Annotated in this window: 16 protein-coding genes and 2 tRNA genes; 4 read left to right on the forward strand and 14 right to left on the reverse strand. The window is 52.7% G+C overall.

Annotation, left to right across the window (positions count from 1 at the left end):
- Nucleotides 1–409: 409 nt before the first annotated feature.
- The 14 genes from KJA68_RS04390 to KJA68_RS04455 form a co-directional block, all read right to left on the reverse strand.
- Nucleotides 410–3,496, reverse strand: coding sequence for a type I restriction endonuclease subunit R (locus KJA68_RS04390; RefSeq protein ID WP_213035723.1), 3,087 nt, complete (start codon nt 3,494–3,496; stop codon nt 410–412).
- A gap of 248 nt (nt 3,497–3,744) precedes the next feature.
- Complete coding sequence (locus KJA68_RS04395) at nt 3,745–4,950, reverse strand: restriction endonuclease subunit S (RefSeq protein ID WP_213035724.1); 1,206 nt, start codon at nt 4,948–4,950, stop codon at nt 3,745–3,747.
- Nucleotides 4,951–4,953: 3 nt separating this feature from the next.
- On the reverse strand, nt 4,954–5,271 hold the full coding sequence (locus KJA68_RS04400) for a nucleotidyltransferase family protein (RefSeq protein ID WP_213035725.1): 318 nt from the start codon (nt 5,269–5,271) through the stop codon (nt 4,954–4,956).
- Nucleotides 5,268–5,681 carry a nucleotidyltransferase substrate binding protein gene (locus tag KJA68_RS04405; protein ID WP_213035726.1) on the reverse strand — a complete coding sequence of 138 codons (414 nt, stop codon included), beginning with the start codon at nt 5,679–5,681 and terminating at the stop codon, nt 5,268–5,270. Before KJA68_RS04405 ends, KJA68_RS04400 begins: the two co-directional genes overlap by 4 nt.
- An 11-nt stretch (nt 5,682–5,692) precedes the next feature.
- Entirely contained in the window at nt 5,693–7,240 is a 1,548-nt protein-coding gene (locus KJA68_RS04410) for a class I SAM-dependent DNA methyltransferase (protein WP_213035727.1), read from the reverse strand.
- A gap of 237 nt (nt 7,241–7,477) precedes the next feature.
- Nucleotides 7,478–8,749: a Y-family DNA polymerase gene (locus tag KJA68_RS04415; RefSeq protein ID WP_213035728.1), complete on the reverse strand. Its 1,272-nt coding sequence runs from the start codon at nt 8,747–8,749 to the stop codon at nt 7,478–7,480.
- A 2-nt stretch (nt 8,750–8,751) separates the two neighbouring features.
- On the reverse strand, nt 8,752–9,354 hold the full coding sequence (locus KJA68_RS04420) for a LexA family protein (protein WP_213035729.1): 603 nt from the start codon (nt 9,352–9,354) through the stop codon (nt 8,752–8,754).
- Nucleotides 9,355–9,774: 420 nt separating this feature from the next.
- Nucleotides 9,775–9,851: transfer RNA gene (locus KJA68_RS04425), tRNA-Arg, on the reverse strand.
- 26 nt (nt 9,852–9,877) lie between these two features.
- Nucleotides 9,878–9,970, reverse strand: a tRNA-Ser gene (locus KJA68_RS04430).
- Nucleotides 9,971–10,015: 45 nt separating this feature from the next.
- The gene (locus KJA68_RS04435; RefSeq protein WP_213035730.1) at nt 10,016–11,248 is read right to left on the reverse strand and encodes an aspartate kinase; all 1,233 of its coding nucleotides are present in this window, start codon (nt 11,246–11,248) and stop codon (nt 10,016–10,018) included.
- A 226-nt stretch (nt 11,249–11,474) separates the two neighbouring features.
- Nucleotides 11,475–11,831 (reverse strand): hypothetical protein, encoded by a 357-nt coding sequence (locus KJA68_RS04440; RefSeq protein WP_213035731.1) that lies wholly within the window; start codon nt 11,829–11,831, stop codon nt 11,475–11,477.
- Nucleotides 11,828–12,196, reverse strand: coding sequence for a phage holin family protein (locus tag KJA68_RS04445; protein WP_213035732.1), 369 nt, complete (start codon nt 12,194–12,196; stop codon nt 11,828–11,830). The genes KJA68_RS04440 and KJA68_RS04445 overlap by 4 nt, the downstream gene beginning before the upstream one ends.
- A gap of 59 nt (nt 12,197–12,255) precedes the next feature.
- Nucleotides 12,256–12,666, reverse strand: a complete 411-nt coding sequence (locus tag KJA68_RS04450; RefSeq protein WP_213035733.1) for an ElaB/YgaM/YqjD family protein — start codon at nt 12,664–12,666, stop codon at nt 12,256–12,258.
- A 421-nt stretch (nt 12,667–13,087) separates the two neighbouring features.
- Nucleotides 13,088–14,017: an SEL1-like repeat protein gene (locus KJA68_RS04455; RefSeq protein ID WP_213035734.1), complete on the reverse strand. Its 930-nt coding sequence runs from the start codon at nt 14,015–14,017 to the stop codon at nt 13,088–13,090.
- Between the two features lie 577 nt (nt 14,018–14,594).
- Here KJA68_RS04455 and KJA68_RS04460 point away from each other — a divergent pair.
- The 4 genes from KJA68_RS04460 to acs all read left to right on the forward strand — a co-directional run bounded on the left by KJA68_RS04460 (nt 14,595) and on the right by acs (nt 20,181).
- Nucleotides 14,595–15,218, forward strand: coding sequence for a carbonic anhydrase family protein (locus KJA68_RS04460; RefSeq protein ID WP_213035735.1), 624 nt, complete (start codon nt 14,595–14,597; stop codon nt 15,216–15,218).
- Nucleotides 15,219–15,438: 220 nt separating this feature from the next.
- Nucleotides 15,439–17,160, forward strand: a complete 1,722-nt coding sequence (locus tag KJA68_RS04465) for a tetratricopeptide repeat protein (RefSeq protein WP_213035736.1) — start codon at nt 15,439–15,441, stop codon at nt 17,158–17,160.
- Nucleotides 17,157–17,933, forward strand: coding sequence for a J domain-containing protein (locus KJA68_RS04470; RefSeq protein WP_213035737.1), 777 nt, complete (start codon nt 17,157–17,159; stop codon nt 17,931–17,933). The genes KJA68_RS04465 and KJA68_RS04470 overlap by 4 nt, the downstream gene beginning before the upstream one ends.
- A gap of 274 nt (nt 17,934–18,207) precedes the next feature.
- Nucleotides 18,208–20,181 carry an acetate--CoA ligase gene (acs, locus tag KJA68_RS04475; RefSeq protein ID WP_213035738.1) on the forward strand — a complete coding sequence of 658 codons (1,974 nt, stop codon included), beginning with the start codon at nt 18,208–18,210 and terminating at the stop codon, nt 20,179–20,181.
- Nucleotides 20,182–20,217: the final 36 nt, after the last annotated feature.

Raw genomic sequence — 20,217 nt, forward strand, 5'->3', positions numbered from 1 at the left:
TATGATAATACAAATGCAAACTATTATCAATAAATACATAACGATTGAGACGCTAACATTAGCTGGCGAAGTGGAAAATACGGAAAAGAAACAAATTTATATTTGCGAAATAATCTTTCCCGTACTCATCGGTTTTGATTATTTACAGATTGAAAATCTCAGCTTATGACATTTATGAGTATCGGTATAGGTGCAATGAACACATTAAAATCTGGCATAAATTAAGTCTGGAAGTAATCCCATGAGGGGACGTATTCGTGCCAGATTTTATGAAATGCATGGTCCATTTACACGTGCGTATGATCAAAATGCACGCATTAATAGTAGCTTTTTGAAAATCCTGCTGGTAATAAATTTCCCAAACTGGAATGTCGACGCAAACGGTTATCTCGCTACAGTTGCCATTTCTTCAACCCCATCCCTCCCCCAATGCCTCCGCCTGCTGCAATACCAGTTCCACTGCTGCATCCTGCTGGTCCGGGGGATATTTGTATTTGCGCAGTATGCGCTTGACCATCATCCGGAGCCGGGCACGCACGCTTTCCCGTTCCGACCAGTCGACGCTCAGGTTTTTGCGCAGGTTTTCGGTGAGTTCATGGGCAATCTTCTTCAGGATTTCATCCCCAAGTTCCCGCACCGCGGATTCGTTGTCGGCCAGGGCATCATAGAAACGGATTTCGTCTTCCGTCAGGCCCAGGTCTTTGCCACGTTCAGCCACCGCGCGAAACTTTTTGGCCATCTCGATCAGTTCTTCGATGACCTGTGCCGTTTCGATCGCCCGGTTCTGGTAACGCTTGACCACGTTGCCGAGCAGTTCGGAGAATTTCTTTTCCTGTACGATATTGCCGGAAAAGCGGGTCTTGATTTCCCCCTCCAGCAGGCGTTCCAGTAATTCCACAGCCAGATTGCGTTCCGGCAGGTTACGTACTTCGGCCAGGAAGGCATCATCCAGAATGCCGATATTGGGCTTGTCCAGTCCCACCGCATCAAAAATATCGACCACTTCTTCCGATACCACGGCAGAGTTGATGATCTGGCGGATTGCCTGTTCCCGTTCTTCGTCGGTACGTTTCTGCTGGCTGAGTTCGCGTTTGATCAGGATGACCTTCACTGCCTGGAAGAAGGCCACTTCCTCGCGGACTGCACGGGCTTCATCCAGGGTGCAGCACAGCGTGAATGCCTTGCTCATGGCGAGAGCGGTATCAGCAAACCGTTTCTTGCCGTCCTTCTCGCCCAGCACATGGTTGGCCGCACCGGCCAGGCGCTTGTGGCCGGTGGTGAGGAAGTCGCTGTAGTCATAGCCATGCAGCATGGCACGCAGGATGTCGAGCTTTTCAGCGAGTACGGCATAGGCTTCCCGGGCATCCACCGTGGGGCGGCCACGTCCATTGCTGGCGGTATATTCCTTCAGGGCGCTGCGAAGTTCATTGGCGATGCCGATATAGTCCACCACCAACCCGCCCTGTTTGTCACGGAACACGCGATTGACCCGTGCAATGGCCTGCATCAGGTTGTGGCCCTTCATCGGTTTGTCGACATACAGGGTGTGCACACAGGGGGCATCAAAGCCGGTCAGCCACATGTCGCGTACAATCACCATTTGCAGCGGATCGGCAGGATCCTTGAAGCGTTTTTCCAGCCGTTTTTTGATCTGGCCGCTGTAGATATGGGGACGCAGCAGCGCCTTGTCGCTGGCGGATCCGGTCATCACGATCTTGATGGCGCCCTTCTCCGGGTCCGGGTCATGCCATTCCGGTCGCAGCTGGATGATTTCGTTATACAGGTGTACGCAAATCTCGCGGCTCATGGCGACGATCATGGCTTTTCCAGTCTGGGCCTGGTTGCGTTCCTCGAAGTGGGCGACCAGATCCTTTGCGACGCTGCGAATGCGGGGTTCGGCCCCGACCACTTTTTCCAGGGCGGCCCAGCGGCTTTTGAGTCTGGCCTGCTGGCTTTCTTCTTCGTCTTCTGCCAATTCATCGACCTCGGCATCCAGCTGGGGTAGCTCTTCCGCATTCAGGGACAGTTTTGCCAGGCGGGATTCAAAGTAGATGGCAACGGTGGCACCATCTTCCCGGGCCTGCTGCATGTCATAGATGTGGATGTAATCTCCGAACACGGCGCGGGTATCCCGGTCTTCGCTGGACACGGGAGTGCCGGTAAAGGCGACGAAGGTGGCGTTGGGCAGGGCATCGCGCAGGTGCTGGGCGTAGCCAACCTGGTATTTTTCTTGTCCGGGCTTGCCTTTCAGGGTGGCTTCAAAGCCATACTGGGTGCGGTGGGCTTCATCGGCAATCACGACGATGTTATGGCGGTTGGACAAGACCGGAAACAGGCCCTCCCCTTCTTCAGGCATGAATTTCTGGATGGTGGCGAAGATAATGCCGCCGGAGGGGCGGTTGCCCAATTTGGCACGCAGGTCCTGCCGGGTTTCTGCCTGTATCGGTTGTTCACGCAGCAAATCCTGTGCCAGGGAGAATACGCCGAACAGTTGTCCGTCCAGGTCGTTGCGGTCGGTAATGACCACCAGGGTCGGATTTTCCATGGCAACTTCCTGCATCACCCTGGCAGCAAAACAGGTCATGGTGATGCTCTTGCCGCTGCCCTGAGTATGCCACACCACTCCGCCCTTGTGGGTTCCTCCGGGGCGAGAGGCGGTCACGACCTGGGTGATGGCGGCCCGCACGGCATGGTACTGGTGATAGCCGGCAATCTTTTTGACCAGTGTGCCGTCATCCTCGAACAAAACAAAGAAACGCAGGTAGTCCAGCAGGGTGGTCGGGGCGAGCAGGCCGCGCACCAGGGTTTCCAGTTCGTTGAACTGATCCAGCGGGTCCAGCGTCGTTCCGTCAATGGTGCGCCACTGCATGAACCGTTCGGCATTGCTGGAGAGTCCTCCCATGCGCGCTTCGCTGCCGTCGGATATGACCAGTATTTCGTTGTACTGGAACAGGTCGGGGATTTGTTCCTGGTAGGTCCGGATCTGGTCCAAGGCTTTCCAGATATCGGCATTCTCGTCGGCAGGGTTCTTGAGTTCCAGCAATACCAGGGGCAGGCCGTTCACGAACAGGATAATGTCAGGACGGCGGGTATGGTGAGGACCTTTGATGGAAAACTGGTTGATTGCCAGCCATTCGTTGTTTGCGGGTTTTACCCAGTCGATCAGGCGCACGAAGTCGCCGCGGGTTTCGCCGTCTTTCTGGTATTGCACCGGGACTCCGCCGACCAGCAATTGATGAAATCGACGGTTGGCAGGGAGTTGGGAAGGAATGCCCAGGTCCATCACCTGCTTGATGGCATCTTCACGGGCAGAGGTGGGTATGCCGGGGTTCAGGAGGGTAATGGCCTCGCGCAGCCGGAAAGGGAGCATTACCTGCCGATAGTCAGCGCGTTCCGGATGTTCAGCATCCGGGGCAAGGTCAGGACCGAAGCGTACCGTGTAGCCCACTTCCGACAGCCAGGCGAGGGCTTCCTGTTCGAGTTTGTCTTCGGTCATTTGGGTTTCGACAGAATGCCATGAAGCGCAAGGTTGATGTAGCAGTTGCACGCCCGACTACTGCTAGTGAGCATTTTAAGGATCGCAGGAGTGTCGAAACTTCCTGGGTTCTGATCCTCAAGTCGCGCGATGACTGTCATGTTTACACCATTCTGAAATACAAAATATATAGGAAATCAATATTTCTATACATGTTACCAGTGATGTATAGAAGAAATGGGGTTTTTTATATACATCATCCAGATCATTTAAGTCAGAACAGCTTCCATTGCGGCTTCGGCTTCTGGCAGGCGAAGCTGGCCGGAGATCAGGCGGGGGAGTAGGGTGTCGCGGAGAGTGGATAGAACATGGACTTGCTTTAAATTTGAGGAAATTTTATTCCGTAATGGCAATACAATTTCATCAAATTTTATAATTATTTCATTTAATGGAAAAATCAAGGGTAAGCGAGAAACATTGCCTCGATTTAATCCTGGAACTGCACCGTCAGTATTCATTTCATTTAAACCCAACCTTTGCAACTGATAAAAACAGTATGTCAAAGGTTTGTTTGATTTCACATAGAACACCGTATCAATCGGGAAAAATGGCTGATCCTCCCAATAGAGACTGCCCACTGTCCCCTTTCTACCAATCACTATGGAAGGCTCTTCTACCAAGGCTTTGTTGTGATAACCAATAATACCCCCAGAACCATATACCGGTATAAATCCGCTAGTTCTATCTGATGCTCTAAGTGCTTTACCATAAACAAGTTCCAGCAATTGTTCGACCTTTCCAACCCTCCACCCCCGCGGCACCAACCCCAACTCCGACTCCTCAAAGCCATCAGGAAACAGTGCAGCCGTATCCGCATCCATGCCTTCCGGTTCGCGGCCTTCCATCTTGGCACGTACCGGGTCGAAATCCATGAACCAGGATTTGAACAGGGCCTGGGCGATGGATTCGAGGGTTTTATTCATCTGCAGGTTCAGTTCAATTTTGTCGTCCAGTATGCTGAGGATGTAGGCGATGGCGCGTTGTTCCGATTCATCAAAAAAAGGAATCACATGTTTCCCGACATGCTCCCATTTTGCTCTGGGCATTTTGGTTCCTTCGGAACCCTGCATTGAGAAATTGACAAACTCTTGCGAAGCCATCCAATAATAAAGAAAGCCTTGATCAATTCCATTTTTTGCACGAACAATCCAGATATCTGTTGAGCAAACTCCATCAAAAGGTGCGCGAACTACTTTTCTAAAGTAAGGCCGAAGTTTCCCAAATAAAATATCCCCTTTTGAGAACAAAGCCTTTGCACTTGATACATCCTCAACTGCACCATACCCATTCAAATGCAGTGTATCCTGCTCAATATGCTCCAAGCCAATGTATTTGAATCCACTTACGTTTTCAGGTGAAACTGTTTTGCGAATTTCATCCGCACAATCAAAAAATACTAAAATATCATTCTCCATCTCTCATCCCTCCTGCACCACCACCTTGTCCCGTTCGATGATCTGACGGAAAGACTCACCGGTCGTGGCCCAATCGACAAGATCGACCTTGTACGGCAGGTCGGATTCAGAAAAATCCTCGGCCAGCGCAGCACTAACCTCCAGCGGCAAAGGCTGTTCGGTAAGGATCGCCAAATCCAGGTCGGAAAATGGCTTGGCGCCCCCCCTGGCCCGCGAACCAAACGCCCAGACCGTATACTGCGGAACATGCTTACGCAATATGTCGCGCACGATGATCCAATGCTCGGGGAGAATGTCGATGGGCGGCGCACTGTCACTCATGCAAGGCGCTCCCGCAACCGGTCGCGCAGGTAACAAGCTTCTTCCAGAAAACGGGGAATGCCCTCCACCACTATCAAGGCGGTATCTTCGTCGTAGGTGTGGCTGGTTTTGGAGCGCATCTCGCGATACTTGCGCCAGACTGGCCAGTCACCCAGCAACAAGCCTTGCTCATTGCCGGATCGGATTAAATCCGGGAAGGCCATGTCGTCATAGTGTTCGGGCGTGGGTGATACAAACTCCAGATAACGCTTGAGCATCTTGTGGCTGATTTCATAGGTGAACTCAAAGCGCTGGATCAGGCCATCGCGAATTTGCAGATCGCTGGTATCCAGCTGGTACCGTGCCCATCCCTCCTCCAGACGCTGGATGGCGCGCTCCAGGGGGGTGATATTGAGTTGCTCGCTGTTCATCGTTCCTCTCCTCAAAACCCCAGCTTCTGCAGATTGGCCTCAATAACCGCATCCAGCCGTTGCGCTTCCTTTTGCTGCTCACGCCACTGGGCACTGAGGCGCTGCATCTTGTCAGAAAAGGCTTCATCGTCCTCTTCCACTAGCTCTGCACCCACATAACGTCCGGGAGTCAGGACATGCCCATGTTCGGCAATTTCAGCCAGTTTTACACTGCGGCAGTAGCCGGGGATATCCTGATACTCTCCAGCACCGGATTCACCGCGCCATGCAGCAACGGTAGCGGCAATACGGTCGATCACTTCATCCGTCAGTTCTGACTGTACCCGGCTGATCATGCTGCCGAGTTTGCGGGCATCGATGAACAGCACTTCTCCCTTGCGGGTGGTTTTCTGTTTGGTGAGAAACCACAGGCAGGCAGGAATCTGGGTGTTGAAGAATAGCTGGCCGGGCAAGGCAATCATCACTTCGACCACGTCGGCTTCCACCATGGCCTGGCGTATCGTGCCTTCGCTGTTCTGGCTGGAACTCATGGAGCCGTTGGCCAATACAATTCCGGCGCGGCCGCCCGGCTTCAGGTGATGCAGCATGTGCTGCAACCAGGCATAGTTGGCATTACCCTGCGGCGGAGTGCCATAGACCCAGCGAGGGTCGCCTTCCAGGCTGCCATGCCACCAGTCGCTGACGTTGAATGGTGGGTTGGCAAGGATGAAGTCGGCGCGCAAGTCCGGATGCTGGTTGCGGGTAAAGGTGTCGGCAGGTTCCCGCCCAAGGTTGAAGTCTATGCCACGGATAGCCAGATTCATGGCGGCCAGCCGCCAGGTGGTTGGATTGGATTCCTGTCCGAAGATAGCGACATCTCCCAGCCTGCCGCCATGGGATTCGATGAATTTCTCTGATTGAACGAACATGCCGCCGGAACCACAGCAAGGGTCGTATACCTTGCCATGGTGCGGGGCAAGAACTGCGACCAGAGTTTTGACGATGCTGGCCGGGGTGTAGAATTGGCCGCCTTTCTTGCCTTCCGCGCTGGCAAACTGGCCAAGGAAGTATTCATACACCTGTCCCAGCACATCACGGGCCTGTCCGGCATCTTCACCAAAACCGATCGTGGAAACCAGATCCACCAGTTCTCCCAGCTTGCCATCCGGTAACTGGGCACGGGCGTAGCGCTTGTCCAGAATTCCCTTGAGCTTAGGGTTTTCTGTTTCAATGAAAACCAGGGCTTCATCGATACGCTTGCCGATATCCGGTTGCTTGGCGGCGGCACGAAGAATCTCCCAGCGGGCGGATTCCGGCACCCAGAATACATTCACTTCCTTGTAGTAATCCCGGTCTTCCAGTTCTGCATCCAGCAGTTCGGGAGTCGCATCGTGCAGGAAATACTCATCTTGCGGGTCTGTCAATCGCCGCTTCAGTTCCGCCCGACGGGCTGCGAAGGTGTCGGAGATGAATTTAACGAAGATCAGGCCAAGGACTAGGTGCTTGTACTCGGCTGCATCCATGTTGGCGCGCAGCTTGTCCGCCGTGGCCCACAGGGTTTTCTTGATGTCGTCTAGCATGTATGCACCGCTGTTATCCAGTCAAAACAAGGAATGGATTGTAAACTGCCAACATTACAATTGCTGTATAAAGATGGTTGATCGTATTGGTTAATTATATTGCTGGGTAATTTTCTGGCTCAGAATCACGATTTCTGACCAGCACCACAGTGGATGGCTCTATCTTCTCACAGCATGAGCATTATCCAACCCGGGGATATGCATGGAAAATGAACATTATTTTATTCCATCATCCGCCTAACACCGCGCCACCGCGATCTCCTTCCAGCTGGTGGTATAACACGGGCTCTTGTTGCCCGAGCGCATTTTCCAGTTCTGCGTGACGCCTTCGGATGCATAGCGCAAGGTGTTCTTGCCCATCTTGCGGTTGATACCGTCCAGTGCGGCCATGCGGGATTCGGATTGGTCCTTGCGGGTTGTTGCAGAGAACAGGCATTGCTGAACGGCTGCTTTCGAAGTCAGTTCAGCCAGCATCACTCCCGCCTTCTGGTAACGAACTTCCGGGCGGTATATTCGCTTCAGGCCCCACAGAGCCGCTTTAATCAGCTGGCTGGTGTCATCGGTCGAAACCGGTAGCGGGATGGACAGGCTGGGGGCGTATTGCGGTTCTGTTTGGTGCAGGCTGGTTTGCAGGAAAACCGAGATCGATCCGGCCAGTGATTTTTGTCTGCGCAGTTTTTCTGCTGCCCGGGTCACGTAAAGGCTGATGGCCTCCTGCAGGGAGGGCAGATCACTGACCCGAATTCCGAAAGAACGAGAGCAAACGATCTGTTGTCTGGGTTCAGTCAGGGTTTCGAGATCCAGGCAGGCGACTCCCTTCAGTTCCAGCACGATCTTTTCCATCACTACGCCAAAACGCGAACGCAGCATGGCAGGGTTGGCCTGTCTCAGGTCCTGTGCCGTGTGTATGCCAATTGTGGCCAGCCTGGGAGCCAGCTTGCGGCCGACGCCCCAGATCTCGCCTGCGGGGATGCAGGTAAACCATTCCTCCTGCTCTGCCGGGTTCAGGGCATTCAGGTCACAGACTCCGTTGAAGCGGGGATGCTTCTTGGCGAGGTGATTGGCCAGCTTGGCCAGGGTTTTGGTGGCGGCAATGCCGGCACAGACCGGCAGGCCGGTCCATTGCCGGACCCGCTTCTGGATGGCCCGGCCAATGGCAGAATGGGGTAAGGGCATGCCGGTGAGTTCCAGGAAGCATTCATCGATGGAATAGATCTCCTGTACTGGGGAGAACCGGGAAAGGATGGTCATGACCCGGTTGCTCATGTCGGCATACAGGGGATAGTTGCTGGAGAAGGCAAGGATGCCATGCTGCCGGGCCAGGTCGCGCAGCTGGAACCAGGGGGTGCCCATCTGGATGCCGAGCGCCTTGGCTTCGTTGCTGCGGGCCACGGCACAGCCGTCATTGTTGGACAGGACAATGACAGGCTTGCCTTCGAGCGCCGGGTTGAACACCCGTTCGCAGGAGACATAGAAGTTGTTGACATCAATCAGCGCAATGCTGCGCATGGTTACTTTACCGGGTGAATGACGTTGGTGACGACGCCCCAGATCACCAGTTCCTGCCCTTCCTTCAGTTCGATATCGGGAAATTCCGGGTTCTCGGCGACCAGGCGCGTCCTGCCCTGCTCCATCGAGAGCCGCTTGACGGTGAGTTCGCCATCCACCGCCGCCACGACGATGTGGTGATGACGGATGTCGATGGAGCGATCGACCACGATGGTGTCGCCATCGAAAATGCCGGCATTTTTCATGGAATGGCCTTTGACCTTGAGGAAAAAGGTGGCAGCGGGGTTACGGATCAGTAATTCGTTGAGATCCAGGCGGTTTTCGATGTAATCATCGGCAGGAGAAGGAAATCCGGCAGCAATGCGGTTGGAGAACAGAGGAACCGACAGAGGGACCGGCTCAATTGCAGGAAGCAAGGCTTCTGCAGGCAGGGATGTCACGGGCTGGGCCTTCTGCCTGTGCAGGAAGGCAAGGACATTCTGTTTCTGGCTGACGGGTATCCGGACCGGGATGGTTTTTTCTCCCCATGGCCCAAGACCGGGTTTGCGGCCCGCGCCTTCGCGACGGCCGCCCCGGGTAGGGGTTTTGGATATGGCTTTACTCATGTGAATAGTGTAACACTATTCATTGAAATGGAGATCAGGAATTTGCGGGGATTTGAAGGACTCTGTGGCAGGGTCAGCGATTGAAATGGTAGTGGCTCCCGGATATGCCATGACAAACTTTTCGCCACACAATCGGGCATGAATGCATGGACGGTAATTGCGTTCGGTCAGATTAACTTGTAGACGACCCGGTCAATGAGCCTGGTTTTTTGCTGTTCCAGCTAGGTAGCCGAAAATCCACAATACCAATCAAAGGTGTCGGTCCATCTGTCTGAACTGTACCTGCCCCTATCCATCAGAGAGTGATGGAGAAAACTGCACGGAATTACCTGGATCTTGCAAAGGTGTCACCAAAAGTGTCACCAATCGGAATTACGAAATAAAAAGGGTTAAGCATTTCTGCCTAACCCTTTGATTTACTGGCGCGCCCGGAGCGATTCGAACGCCCGACCCCTTGGTTCGTAGCCAAGTACTCTATCCATCTGAGCTACGGGCGCATACTAACTGCATCAAACTTCCTTCCTGGCGGAGAGAGAGGGATTCGAACCCTCGGTAAGGCTATAAACCCTACGCTCCCTTAGCAGGGGAGTACCTTCGACCACTCGGCCATCTCTCCTAAAGATCATGAAGTGTACTCAAACCCATGCAAAAGGTCAAGCTACTACATGGGTTCCTGGTCCAGATCGAATGCCTTGTGCAGCACGCGCACGGCCAGTTCCAGGTATTTTTCATCGATCACCACGGAAATTTTGATTTCGGAAGTGGAGATCATCTGAATGTTGATGCCCTCTTCTGCCAGAGTGCGGAACATTTTACTGGCGATGCCGACGTGCGAGCGCATGCCGACCCCGACTACCGATACTTTGGCAATCTTATCATCTCCAACCACATTGGTTGCACCGACGTGAGGCTGTACCTGATTTTTCAGGATGTCCATGGCCTTGGAGAATTCATTGCGATGCACCGTAAAGGAAAAATCGGTAGAGCCATCGACGCCAATGTTCTGAATGATCATATCCACATCCACATTGGCTTCACTTACCGGCCCCAGAATCTGATAAGCAATCCCCGGCCTGTCCGGCACCCCGCGCACGGTAATCTTTGCTTCATCACGGTTAAAGGCTATCCCTGAAATAATCGCCTGTTCCATCTTTTCGTTTTCCTCAAAAGTGATCAGCGTGCCTTCGCCTTCTTCCTCGAAACTCGATAGCACGCGCAGCTTGACCTTGTATTTCCCGGCAAATTCAACGGAACGGAGTTGCAGAACCTTGGAGCCGAGGCTGGCCATCTCCAGCATTTCTTCAAAGGTGATGGTCTTCAGACGGCGTGCTTCCGGCACCATGCGGGGATCTGTAGTGTACACACCATCCACATCTGTGTAGATCTGGCATTCGTCCGCTCGCAGTGCGGCAGCGATCGCCACCCCGGTGGTATCGGAACCTCCGCGCCCGAGGGTCGTAATGTTCCCGTGCTGATCCACCCCCTGAAAACCGGCCACTACGACTATGATATCGTTGGCCAGGTCGTTGCGGATATTCTGTTCGTCTATGCTTAAAATGCGCGCCTTGGTGTGTGCACTGTCGGTAACAATCCTGACCTGGGCGCCGGTGTAACTTTTAGCCTTCAGCCCTGCTTCCATCAGGCCCATCGACAACAGCCCGATGGTCACCTGCTCCCCGGTGGAAACGACCATATCCAGTTCACGCGGATCAGGGTGCGCCTGCATTTCCTTTGCCAGGGCAATCAGGCGGTTGGTTTCTCCGCTCATGGCGGAAACCACTACAACCACCTGATGACCGAGCGATTTGTATTTCGCCACGCGCCGCACCACATTTTTAATGCGCTCTGGACTGCCTACAGACGTTCCGCCATATTTTTGTATAATCAATGCCACGAGTTCCTATACCCCGATAACAAAAATGATGCGGATTCTAACCTAAAACCAGATGACAACCAAAATCCATGAATTTAAGACAACAGAAACCTCCCGGGCATGAGGCAAAATAGCCTCACACCTGCCCAGGAAAAACGGGAGGATTTTCACGCTGGGATTCAGGCTGGGCGTTCCGGAGCAATTGTCCGCATACATCCCGGCCGGACTGGCAACCCGCAGGGTTGCGTCAGCGTTTGAGGTAGGAACGGAAAAAGCGCAGTGCTGCCGGAACGAGCAACGACCGAAGTTTTCCAGCCAGCAAGCCCGGCATGCGACCGATCGCGCCCCTTGCATATCCCCTTGTTTTCCCGCTGGATAGCAGAATCACGACCGCAGTCAGCCCCAAGCCGATCAGATAGGGATGCTGCATGATCAACCTGAAAGTATGGCTACGCGGGAACCCTTCCGGATGAGCCAGCAATGCGGTCGAGCTTCGGGGTGCAGGAAACTGCTGGGAAAAATTTTCGCGATAGAGACGTCTTTTTTCCTCCATGCGCTCCAGGAGGATATGTTGCTGCTCTTCCGGGGAGATGTGCCTGCTCATACCATTTCCTTTACCATTTGCGCATCCTTGTCCAGTTCGGCGCGCAATGTGTCCAGAGGGGATGCCGGGCGTGTCCTGCCCTGACAGGATAGAAAAATTCCACAGGCTGCCAGCACGTACACGGCAACGACTGCCCACGCGGATGCCACACGATATGCCGTATCCCAGAAACTGACAATAATGGCCACACCCAGAAAGACCAGACCAAGCAATGCCAGAATAGACAACAATGCATAACTGATGATCTGGGCGCTGAAGTAATGCCACTGGACTTTCATCAGAACCGGCACCAGCTCCTTATAATCGTCCATGCGATCACGAGCCATCGAGCCAAGCAGTTTAATTTTTTTGATTTTTTCAAACATGACAGTTAACCAGGTTAAGGAATGCAAGTGCTATCCCGAGCGCCACCCCGGAAAACCGGTCAGCGCCGCGCGACCAGCAATCCCAACAGAAAGCCGATAGCAGCGGCATATCCAACCGCCTGTAAAGGATGTTCCTTTACATACCCCCTGGAGCTTTCGACTCCCTCGCGCAGGTGTCTGCGCGCGTTGATTGTCGCTTCCCTGGCACCTTCCTTCGCCGCGGCAATTTTGTCCATCAGTCTTTCCTTGGCTTCGTGGACATCTCCTTCGGACAGGCTGGGCAGGTTCGCAACCAAATCATCCAGATCAGCGCGCAGATTGGCCATTTCAGTACTTGCAAACTCCCCCGCCTGTCTTCCGGCAGACCGGGTTGCATCCAAAACATTTCCGACTGCCGTACCCGTCCGCTGCGCCATGTTACCAGCGGCAGCCACTGCACCTTCTGTCTGGTTTGGGGTTGAATGATTCATTATGGATGACCTCCTGTAGGTTGATAATGGGAAGAACCACGGCACTCAAGCCATGGTGCCGGAAACCCGCCTCCTGTACATAAACTCACAGCTGCCGCATGAAAAAACTATGCTGCTTCCCTCCAATTCAGTTTCCTGCAACGGTTTTACTCCGTCTGTACGCTGGCACACATAGTGCCCAAAAAACAGAGAAATTCCATACAGTGCATGCTTGGGCGGGTACAGTTGCCTGAATCACCGAAAGGGGGCACATTCCTGCTCCAGCCTTCAACGAAAATCTTTCCTTTTCCGAACAAGCTGGACATGAGTGCAGGCTACCTTCTGTCTGCATTCCAGTTTCATCCTGCCCGCATTATACATAGCCGCACAACCCAAAAAGTTCCAGCATGAGAACTCCATTCCGGATGAACATGCACAGGGATTATTTTTTATGTTTGTTCATCCACTCGCTGGCCCGTCTCTGCGCTTCGGCAATCTGCTCCGGTGTCATGAATAGTTCCACGGCGCGCAATCCACTGCCAACCTCTTCATCGTCATCCAGGCTGGAAATATTATTGATCCATTCGCCCGCAACCTTGAACCATTTGCCACCCGCCCCGGAAATGCTGAGCCATTTGTGCGCTTCGATGTAATCCCTCGGAACTCCCAGGCCCATGTCATACATGACGCCCAGATTTCTCTGCGCCTCGGTATCCCCCAGTTCTGCAGCCTTGTTCCACCAGAACAGGGCCTTCTGGGTATCCTGGGGGACGCCGATACCATTGTCATACATGTACCCCAGCTTGAATTGCGCATGCACATTGTCCTGGTTTGCAGCTTTCTCATACCAGAAAGCAGCCTGCTCTTCATCCAGAACCACCCCGTTGCCCTCTTCATACATGACCCCCAATTTATACTGGGCCTGTGCCACTCCCTGGTTTGCAGCTTTTTCATACAAGGAAAACGCGTATTTATAATCCTGTGTAACGCCTTCCCCTTTTTCATACATGCGCCCCAGCGCATACTGAGCCAGCGCGTCTCCGTTATCCGCAGCCTTGAGATACCATTGCCTGGCCTGCTCAAAATCCTGTTCGACGCCCTGACCTTTATAATACATCACACCCAGGTTGAACTGAGCCTCGGCAAAGCCTTTATCCGCCACTTTGCGATACCAATGCATGGCCTGCTTGAAATCCTGCCTGACCCCCTGACCATCGGCATACAGTCCTGCCAAATAAAACTGGGCATCCACATGCCCCTGTTCCGACGCTTTCTTCAACAATTCTGCTGCCTGGGCATAGTCTCCGCGGTCGATCCATTTCATCCCACCCTCAAAATCCTTAAAAGCCTGTTGAGGTATCTTTGCTAACATGAAATTCCCCTCCCTGGTAGTAAACTTATTATTACAATATTTCTGAAGCAGCACGAACCGATCCCAATCTATTGTAGCTTACCTTTCTGTGTAAAGAGGATTCCATGATACGGAATCACCCAGCCAGCCCACCCCGGCCAAATTCCTGAAAATCGTGAGCTTGGCACTCACCGGTTTGCTGTTCAGCGCATATCAGAAAGATATGGACAGCTATTTTCTGTTCCAGTCAGGTCATTCAAATCGATGACTGAATCCAGCACATTGCAGACCGCGCATCTGTCCGCCCTGGTTACTGTAGTATGCCACCCCATCTTTCGCACGTTCCCGTGAATGAAGAAACCGGTTTGCAGAATTGCATGCTCTGGAATGAAGGATATTTCATGCAATCCGGAATTATTCAGGTAATATATCCCTTCAGGTTTGACTGTCTATCTTCCGCCATATCCGGTTTATCCAAAAATTATGTGATCTGCTTCTTCACAATGTCATGTTGCCTATCTAAAATAAGTCTAGGCAAGACAGGATACTCATCTGCCTTCAATCAGAAATTTCAGGGCATTTTTTACAGGGATTTTTAATGAGAACGCATACCAAAGAAACCCAGGCAAATCTTACGCCGGAAATGGCGTTACAGATTCTCAAGGAGGGGAATGCCCGTTTTGCACAAAATGTCAATATGAACCGTGACTTACTGCAGCAATTGTCTGAAACATCCGAAGGACAATTTCCATTTGCCGTAATCCTTAGCTGCATCGATTCTAGAACTTCTGCAGAGCTCATTTTTGATCAGGGTCTGGGGGATCTGTTCAGTATCCGCATAGCAGGAAACATAGCGGACGAAGACATTCTGGGCAGCATGGAATTCGCCTGCAAGGTTGCCGGCGCGAAAATCATTGTCGTGTTGGGACATACAGGTTGTGGCGCGATTAAAAGCGCATGCGACAACATCCAGTTTGGCAATTTCACCGCACTGGTCAAAAAGCTCCGGATTGCAGTTGCAAGGGTTCGCGACCCTGCGACCAACCGCAACTCCCAGAATTCGGAATTCGTAGAAAATGTTGCCAGAGAAAATGTATTTGAAACCATTACCCACATCAAACACAAAAGTGAAGTACTTAGGGGAATGCTGGAGAATTTTCAGATAGCCATTGTTGGAGGCATGTATGACACCCAGACAGGGTTAGTGGATTTTTACCAGTAATCCCCTTACAGAGATCAGCGCAATGAACCAAACCTGCTACCATGGGAACAGAACCCGGCACTGATCCGGAACCATTTTATGCAATCTTCCCGGAATTCTTCCCCCTGTATACCTGACTAATCGCTTTGTGAACTATTTGGATGACGACGATGCGTAAAATGGAAAATTTTCAATCCATGTCTACGCATCCTGCTGGATGGAAATCGAAGGATCCCTTTTTATGACCGACTCAAATCATCTTCCAGTCAGAATGTCCTCCAGTGATGTGGTTGCGCATGCCGGACAGGGGCATAGCCTGATCGCCCGGGGAATGGAAGCGGTTTTGCGCACGAACGACCCTGTTCTCGCAGCAGACCATGAATCGATTTACCGACGTGCGCGGGAAACGCATGACCATCTTATTGAACTTGGAGATAAAACAGGTTTTAACGCCGTATGGACGCAGAAAAATCTGGACGACCTGCAGGAAACGCTGGCTGCTTTCCATGAGCTGGCCGACCACGAATACGGGAAAGCCTATTTCCCATTATCGCTTTTTTACAGCGGCGGCAGAAGCTTCCCGGCCCATGTGGAAAAAGCCCGGCACTACGCAAAACTGGCGCTGGAATGGTGCACTGCCCGCCAGGATATGGAAGACCCTGAAATATGGAACGACCTGGGAAGATTGTACTGGCTTGGAGAAGTAATCGAGACCGATTATGCACAGGCGCTTTACTGGTATCAGAAAGCAGCGGAAAAGGGACTGGCGCAGGCCCGGTATAACCTGGCTGCCTTGTACCAGAACGGACAAGGGGTTATGCAAGATTACCAGCAGGCCGTATCTTGGTATATCCAGGCAGCAGAACAGGGACATACCCGGGCGCAGTATGCTTTGGGAACTCTATACTACTGCGGTAACGGCGTGCCGCAGGACTACAAGCAGGCAGCCTTCTGGTATCGGATGGGAGCGGAACAGGGAAATGCCTGGGCGCAGCTTTCCCTTGGGTATATGTTCGAGCACGGTCAGGGAATAGATCGAGACTATGAACAGGCTTCTGCCTGGTATCAGCTGGCAGCACAACAAGGACTAGCACGGGCGCAATTCAATCTGGGTGCCATGCATAACAGCGGACAGTTGATCACGCAGGATCCACAGCAGGCCCGATTCTGGTTCCTGAAAGCCGCGGAACAAGAGAACGCACAGGCACAATTTGCGCTTGGCAATTTGTATGACAAGGGTCAGGGCGTTCCGTATGATTACCAGGAAGCCGCATACTGGTATGGCAAGGCTGCCCGGCAGGGACACCTGCGTGCGCAGTACGCAATGGCAAACTATTGTGCCAAGGGACGCGGCGTTACCCAGGATTTCGAGCAGGCTTTTCACTGGTATGAAAAGGTAGCTGAACAGGGACATGCCGAAGCCCAGTTCCATCTGGGTAGCCTGTATGAAAAAGGACAGGGCACCCGCCAGGATTACCCAAAGGCGGCATTCTGGTATGGCAAGGCTGCGGAACAAAATCTTGCCCAGGCCCAACTGCACCTTGGGTATCTCTACAATAACGGACTGGGTGTGACACAAGATGACCAGCAAGCCATTTTCTGGTTTTGCAAGGCAGCAGAACAGGGAGATGTCCAGGCACAATATACAACCGGCATGATGTACAGCATCGGCCAGGGCGTTGAACAGAACCACCAGGAAGCCATGCTATGGTTCCGCAAGGCAGCAGAACAAGGGCAGGCTGAAGCACAGTTCCATACAGGATGGATGTATAGCCATGGACTGGGAACCGAACAGAATGAGCACCAGGCTGTATACTGGTATCGCAAGGCAGCCCAGCAGGGAGAAACCCGGGCCCTGGAGCACTTAAAGGCGCTAGGAATCGGAACACGGGATCAGGTCGATCCGGCTGCATGGGAACGCCTGAAGGAATTTACTTTGAGCTGGGACACGCCTGAAGAATGAGACCATCACTGGAACAGGAGCTTCCGCGTCTGGTGCAGGAACAGCGCGATCTTGGCGAGCAGGTTATTTCAGCTGAACTGGAGCTGGAAACAGTAAAAGTAGAAACCGCACAGTTCCAGCGACGCTATTATGATACGGTCGGGCGGCTGTACGCACAGCTGGATGATCTGGAAGCTCAAATTGCCAGCTTTCTGGCGGGCCTTACCCCGGATGACGCATTCGCTCAAGCCCATGCCGAAGGCACTCGGCAACAGGCACGCAAGTCTGCCGAAGAAGCTGGCCTGATCGAAGCACAGCCCCCTCCCCCTCTGGTGATTACCCCGGAGCTCAAGCAGGCATTCCGGCGCGCCGCCATGATGATGCACCCAGACCGTGCCAGTACGGAGCCGGATCGTCAGCGTCGCCACGGATTCATGATCAAGCTGAACCTTGCCTACGAACGTGGCGATCAGCAAGCCATTGAAAAACTGGTACTGGATTTTATCCCGGGAAGCGGAATGCAGGAAGTAGAAAGTCCCGATGAAATCCCTGATCTTGGCGTGGAACTACAGACTCTTCAGGTTGTTCGCCGGACCGGAGAATTGCGTCGACGCCTTGAAGAAATTCAGGACGAACTGCGCGGCAGGAAGCAGTCTGATCTCTATAAAATGAAAGTTACCATTGAAAGAGCAGAAACGCGAGGCGGCAACCCCCTGGGAGATCTGGCAGAAAAAATCCTGCAGGAACTGTCTGAAAAAAAAGCCAAGCTGGAACAAATGATCCTTGCCAGCTAGACCGGGGCTACTATTACAAATACAAAATTCTTGAATACAATCTGCTTTTGACGTGCCCAAGACATGCAGGATTTCATTATTCATTTTCCATCTTTTTCCAGCAGGAAGAATATGGACAACCCAATGAAACGGCAGCAAACCGGACCATAATACAGGACACTATCCCCCGATGAGTTCGGGATTTTAAATCAGCCTGTTGCATTCAAGGATCACAATCCATTCATTCTCTAAAATCTGGACTCTACGCAAAAAATTATTTTTCTGAAAGTGAATTATGCCTATTCATGACCCCAACCAGGCCGACCTGCACGAAGCTCTTATCTATCCTCCTTCCGATGCCTTCATCCGGCAGGCAAACATTTCCGGTCTGGATGCATACCAGGCCTTATGCAGGGAAGCTTCGGAAGATTATGAAGGATTCTGGGCCAGGCTGGCACGCGAACATATCGCATGGAACCAACCATTCCGCACGATTTTAAATGAGAACCATGCGCCGTTTTACCAGTGGTTTGAAGATGGCAAGCTGAATGTTTCCTATAACTGCCTGGACAGACACCTGACAACCCATCCGGAAAAGACTGCGCTGATTTTTGAAGCCGACAACGGAGAGGTAACCAGGGTAAATTATCGCGAACTACATGCCCGTGTATGTCAATTTGCCAATGCTCTGAAGTCGCGCAACATACAGCCAGGAGACCGCGTAATCATATACATGCCGATGAGCATTGAGGCAGTGGTGGCTATGCAGGCCTGTGCACGCATTGGCGCCATTCATTCGGTTGTTTTTGGTGGCTTTTCCTCTTTAAGCCTGAACGAACGCATCGAGGATGCCCAGGCATGTGCCGTGATTACCGCGGATGGTCAGTTCCGCGGCGGCAAGATGTTGCCGCTTAAAACTGTCATCGATGAAGCGCTTGGGATGGGTGGCTGCGAAACCGTTCATAGCGTGATTGTTTATCGGCGCGCAGGGAACGAAATACCGTGGAATACGAAACATGACCTGTGGTGGCATGATCTGACCACCCCTCATGCCTTTACTTGCGAACCGGAATGGGTAGGTTCGGAACACCCTTTGTTCATACTCTATACTTCCGGTTCTACCGGGAAGCCAAAAGGAGTCCAGCATTCGAGCGGCGGATACCTGCTTGGCGCCATTATTTCCATGCAATGGGTATTTGATTACAAGCCATCGGATATTTTCTGGTGCACCGCAGATGTGGGCTGGATCACCGGCCACAGTTACGTTGCCTACGGTCCGCTGGCAGTCGGAGCAACCCAGGTGATATTCGAGGGCGTACCTACCTGGCCGGATGCCGGTCGTTTCTGGAAAATGATACAGGATCATCAGGTCACCACATTCTATACTGCTCCGACCGCCATTCGTGCACTGATCAAACTGGGAGGAGACCTGCCCGGGCAATACAACCTTTCCAGCCTGCGCCTGCTCGGTACCGTGGGAGAGCCCATCAACCCGGCTGCCTGGGTATGGTATTACACGCAGGTTGGCAAATCACGCTGCCCTGTGGTGGATACCTGGTGGCAAACCGAAACTGGTTGTCACATGATTGCCCCACTCCCTGGGGCAGTTGCGGCCAAACCCGGTTCGTGCACCCTGCCCTTGCCCGGCATCCTGGCAGCCATCGTCAACGAGGACGGCGAACGGGTGCAAGGCCAGCACAAAGGATTTTTGGTCATCCAGCGCCCTTTCCCTTCGCAAATTCGCACCATTTGGGGTAATGACGAACGCTATCGCAAGGGATATTTCCCGGAGAATATGAAAGGTGCCTATCTGGCAGGAGATTCTGCACACCAGGATGAAGACGGTTACTTCTGGATCATGGGGCGCATTGACGACGTACTCAAGGTATCCGGCCATCGTCTGGGCACCAGAGAGATCGAAGCTGTACTGGCATCCAATCCTCTGGTAGCAGAAGCCGCTGTAGTTGGCAAACCGCATGATATCAAGGGAGAATCCATTGTAGCTTTTGTGGTGCTGAAAGGATCGCGCCCTGGGAACGCAGAAGCGCAGCAAATTTCCGATGAACTGCGCAACTGGGTGGGAACCCACCTCGGTCCGATCGCCAAACCGGATGAAATCCGTTTTGGCGATAATCTTCCCAAGACCCGCTCCGGAAAAATCATGCGGCGTTTATTACGCTCCATTGCAACAGGACAAAAAATCACGCAGGACACATCGACCCTCGAAAACCCGGCAATCCTGGATCAACTGCAGGAAACAGCACAATAGCAATCCGCACAGACTTCACCCAGTCTTTTCCAACAC

The sequence above is a fragment of the Candidatus Nitrotoga fabula genome (assembly GCF_905221025.1).
Taxonomy (GTDB): domain Bacteria; phylum Pseudomonadota; class Gammaproteobacteria; order Burkholderiales; family Gallionellaceae; genus Nitrotoga; species Nitrotoga fabula.

Excerpts from the sequence above, each read along its gene's own strand:
- KJA68_RS04390 (WP_213035723.1), bottom strand. The coding sequence starts at position 3,496 with ATGACCGAAGACAAACTCGAACAGGAAGCCCTCGCCTGGCTGTCGGAA.
- KJA68_RS04395 (WP_213035724.1), bottom strand. The coding sequence starts at position 4,950 with ATGGAGAATGATATTTTAGTATTTTTTGATTGTGCGGATGAAATTCGC.
- KJA68_RS04400 (WP_213035725.1), bottom strand. The coding sequence starts at position 5,271 with ATGAGTGACAGTGCGCCGCCCATCGACATTCTCCCCGAGCATTGGATC.
- KJA68_RS04405 (WP_213035726.1), bottom strand. The coding sequence starts at position 5,681 with ATGAACAGCGAGCAACTCAATATCACCCCCCTGGAGCGCGCCATCCAG.
- KJA68_RS04410 (WP_213035727.1), bottom strand. The coding sequence starts at position 7,240 with ATGCTAGACGACATCAAGAAAACCCTGTGGGCCACGGCGGACAAGCTG.
- KJA68_RS04415 (WP_213035728.1), bottom strand. The coding sequence starts at position 8,749 with ATGCGCAGCATTGCGCTGATTGATGTCAACAACTTCTATGTCTCCTGC.
- KJA68_RS04420 (WP_213035729.1), bottom strand. The coding sequence starts at position 9,354 with ATGAGTAAAGCCATATCCAAAACCCCTACCCGGGGCGGCCGTCGCGAA.
- KJA68_RS04440 (WP_213035731.1), bottom strand. The coding sequence starts at position 11,831 with ATGAGCAGGCACATCTCCCCGGAAGAGCAGCAACATATCCTCCTGGAG.
- KJA68_RS04445 (WP_213035732.1), bottom strand. The coding sequence starts at position 12,196 with ATGTTTGAAAAAATCAAAAAAATTAAACTGCTTGGCTCGATGGCTCGT.
- KJA68_RS04450 (WP_213035733.1), bottom strand. The coding sequence starts at position 12,666 with ATGAATCATTCAACCCCAAACCAGACAGAAGGTGCAGTGGCTGCCGCT.
- KJA68_RS04455 (WP_213035734.1), bottom strand. The coding sequence starts at position 14,017 with ATGTTAGCAAAGATACCTCAACAGGCTTTTAAGGATTTTGAGGGTGGG.
- KJA68_RS04460 (WP_213035735.1), top strand. The coding sequence starts at position 14,595 with ATGAGAACGCATACCAAAGAAACCCAGGCAAATCTTACGCCGGAAATG.
- KJA68_RS04465 (WP_213035736.1), top strand. The coding sequence starts at position 15,439 with ATGACCGACTCAAATCATCTTCCAGTCAGAATGTCCTCCAGTGATGTG.
- KJA68_RS04470 (WP_213035737.1), top strand. The coding sequence starts at position 17,157 with ATGAGACCATCACTGGAACAGGAGCTTCCGCGTCTGGTGCAGGAACAG.
- acs (WP_213035738.1), top strand. The coding sequence starts at position 18,208 with ATGCCTATTCATGACCCCAACCAGGCCGACCTGCACGAAGCTCTTATC.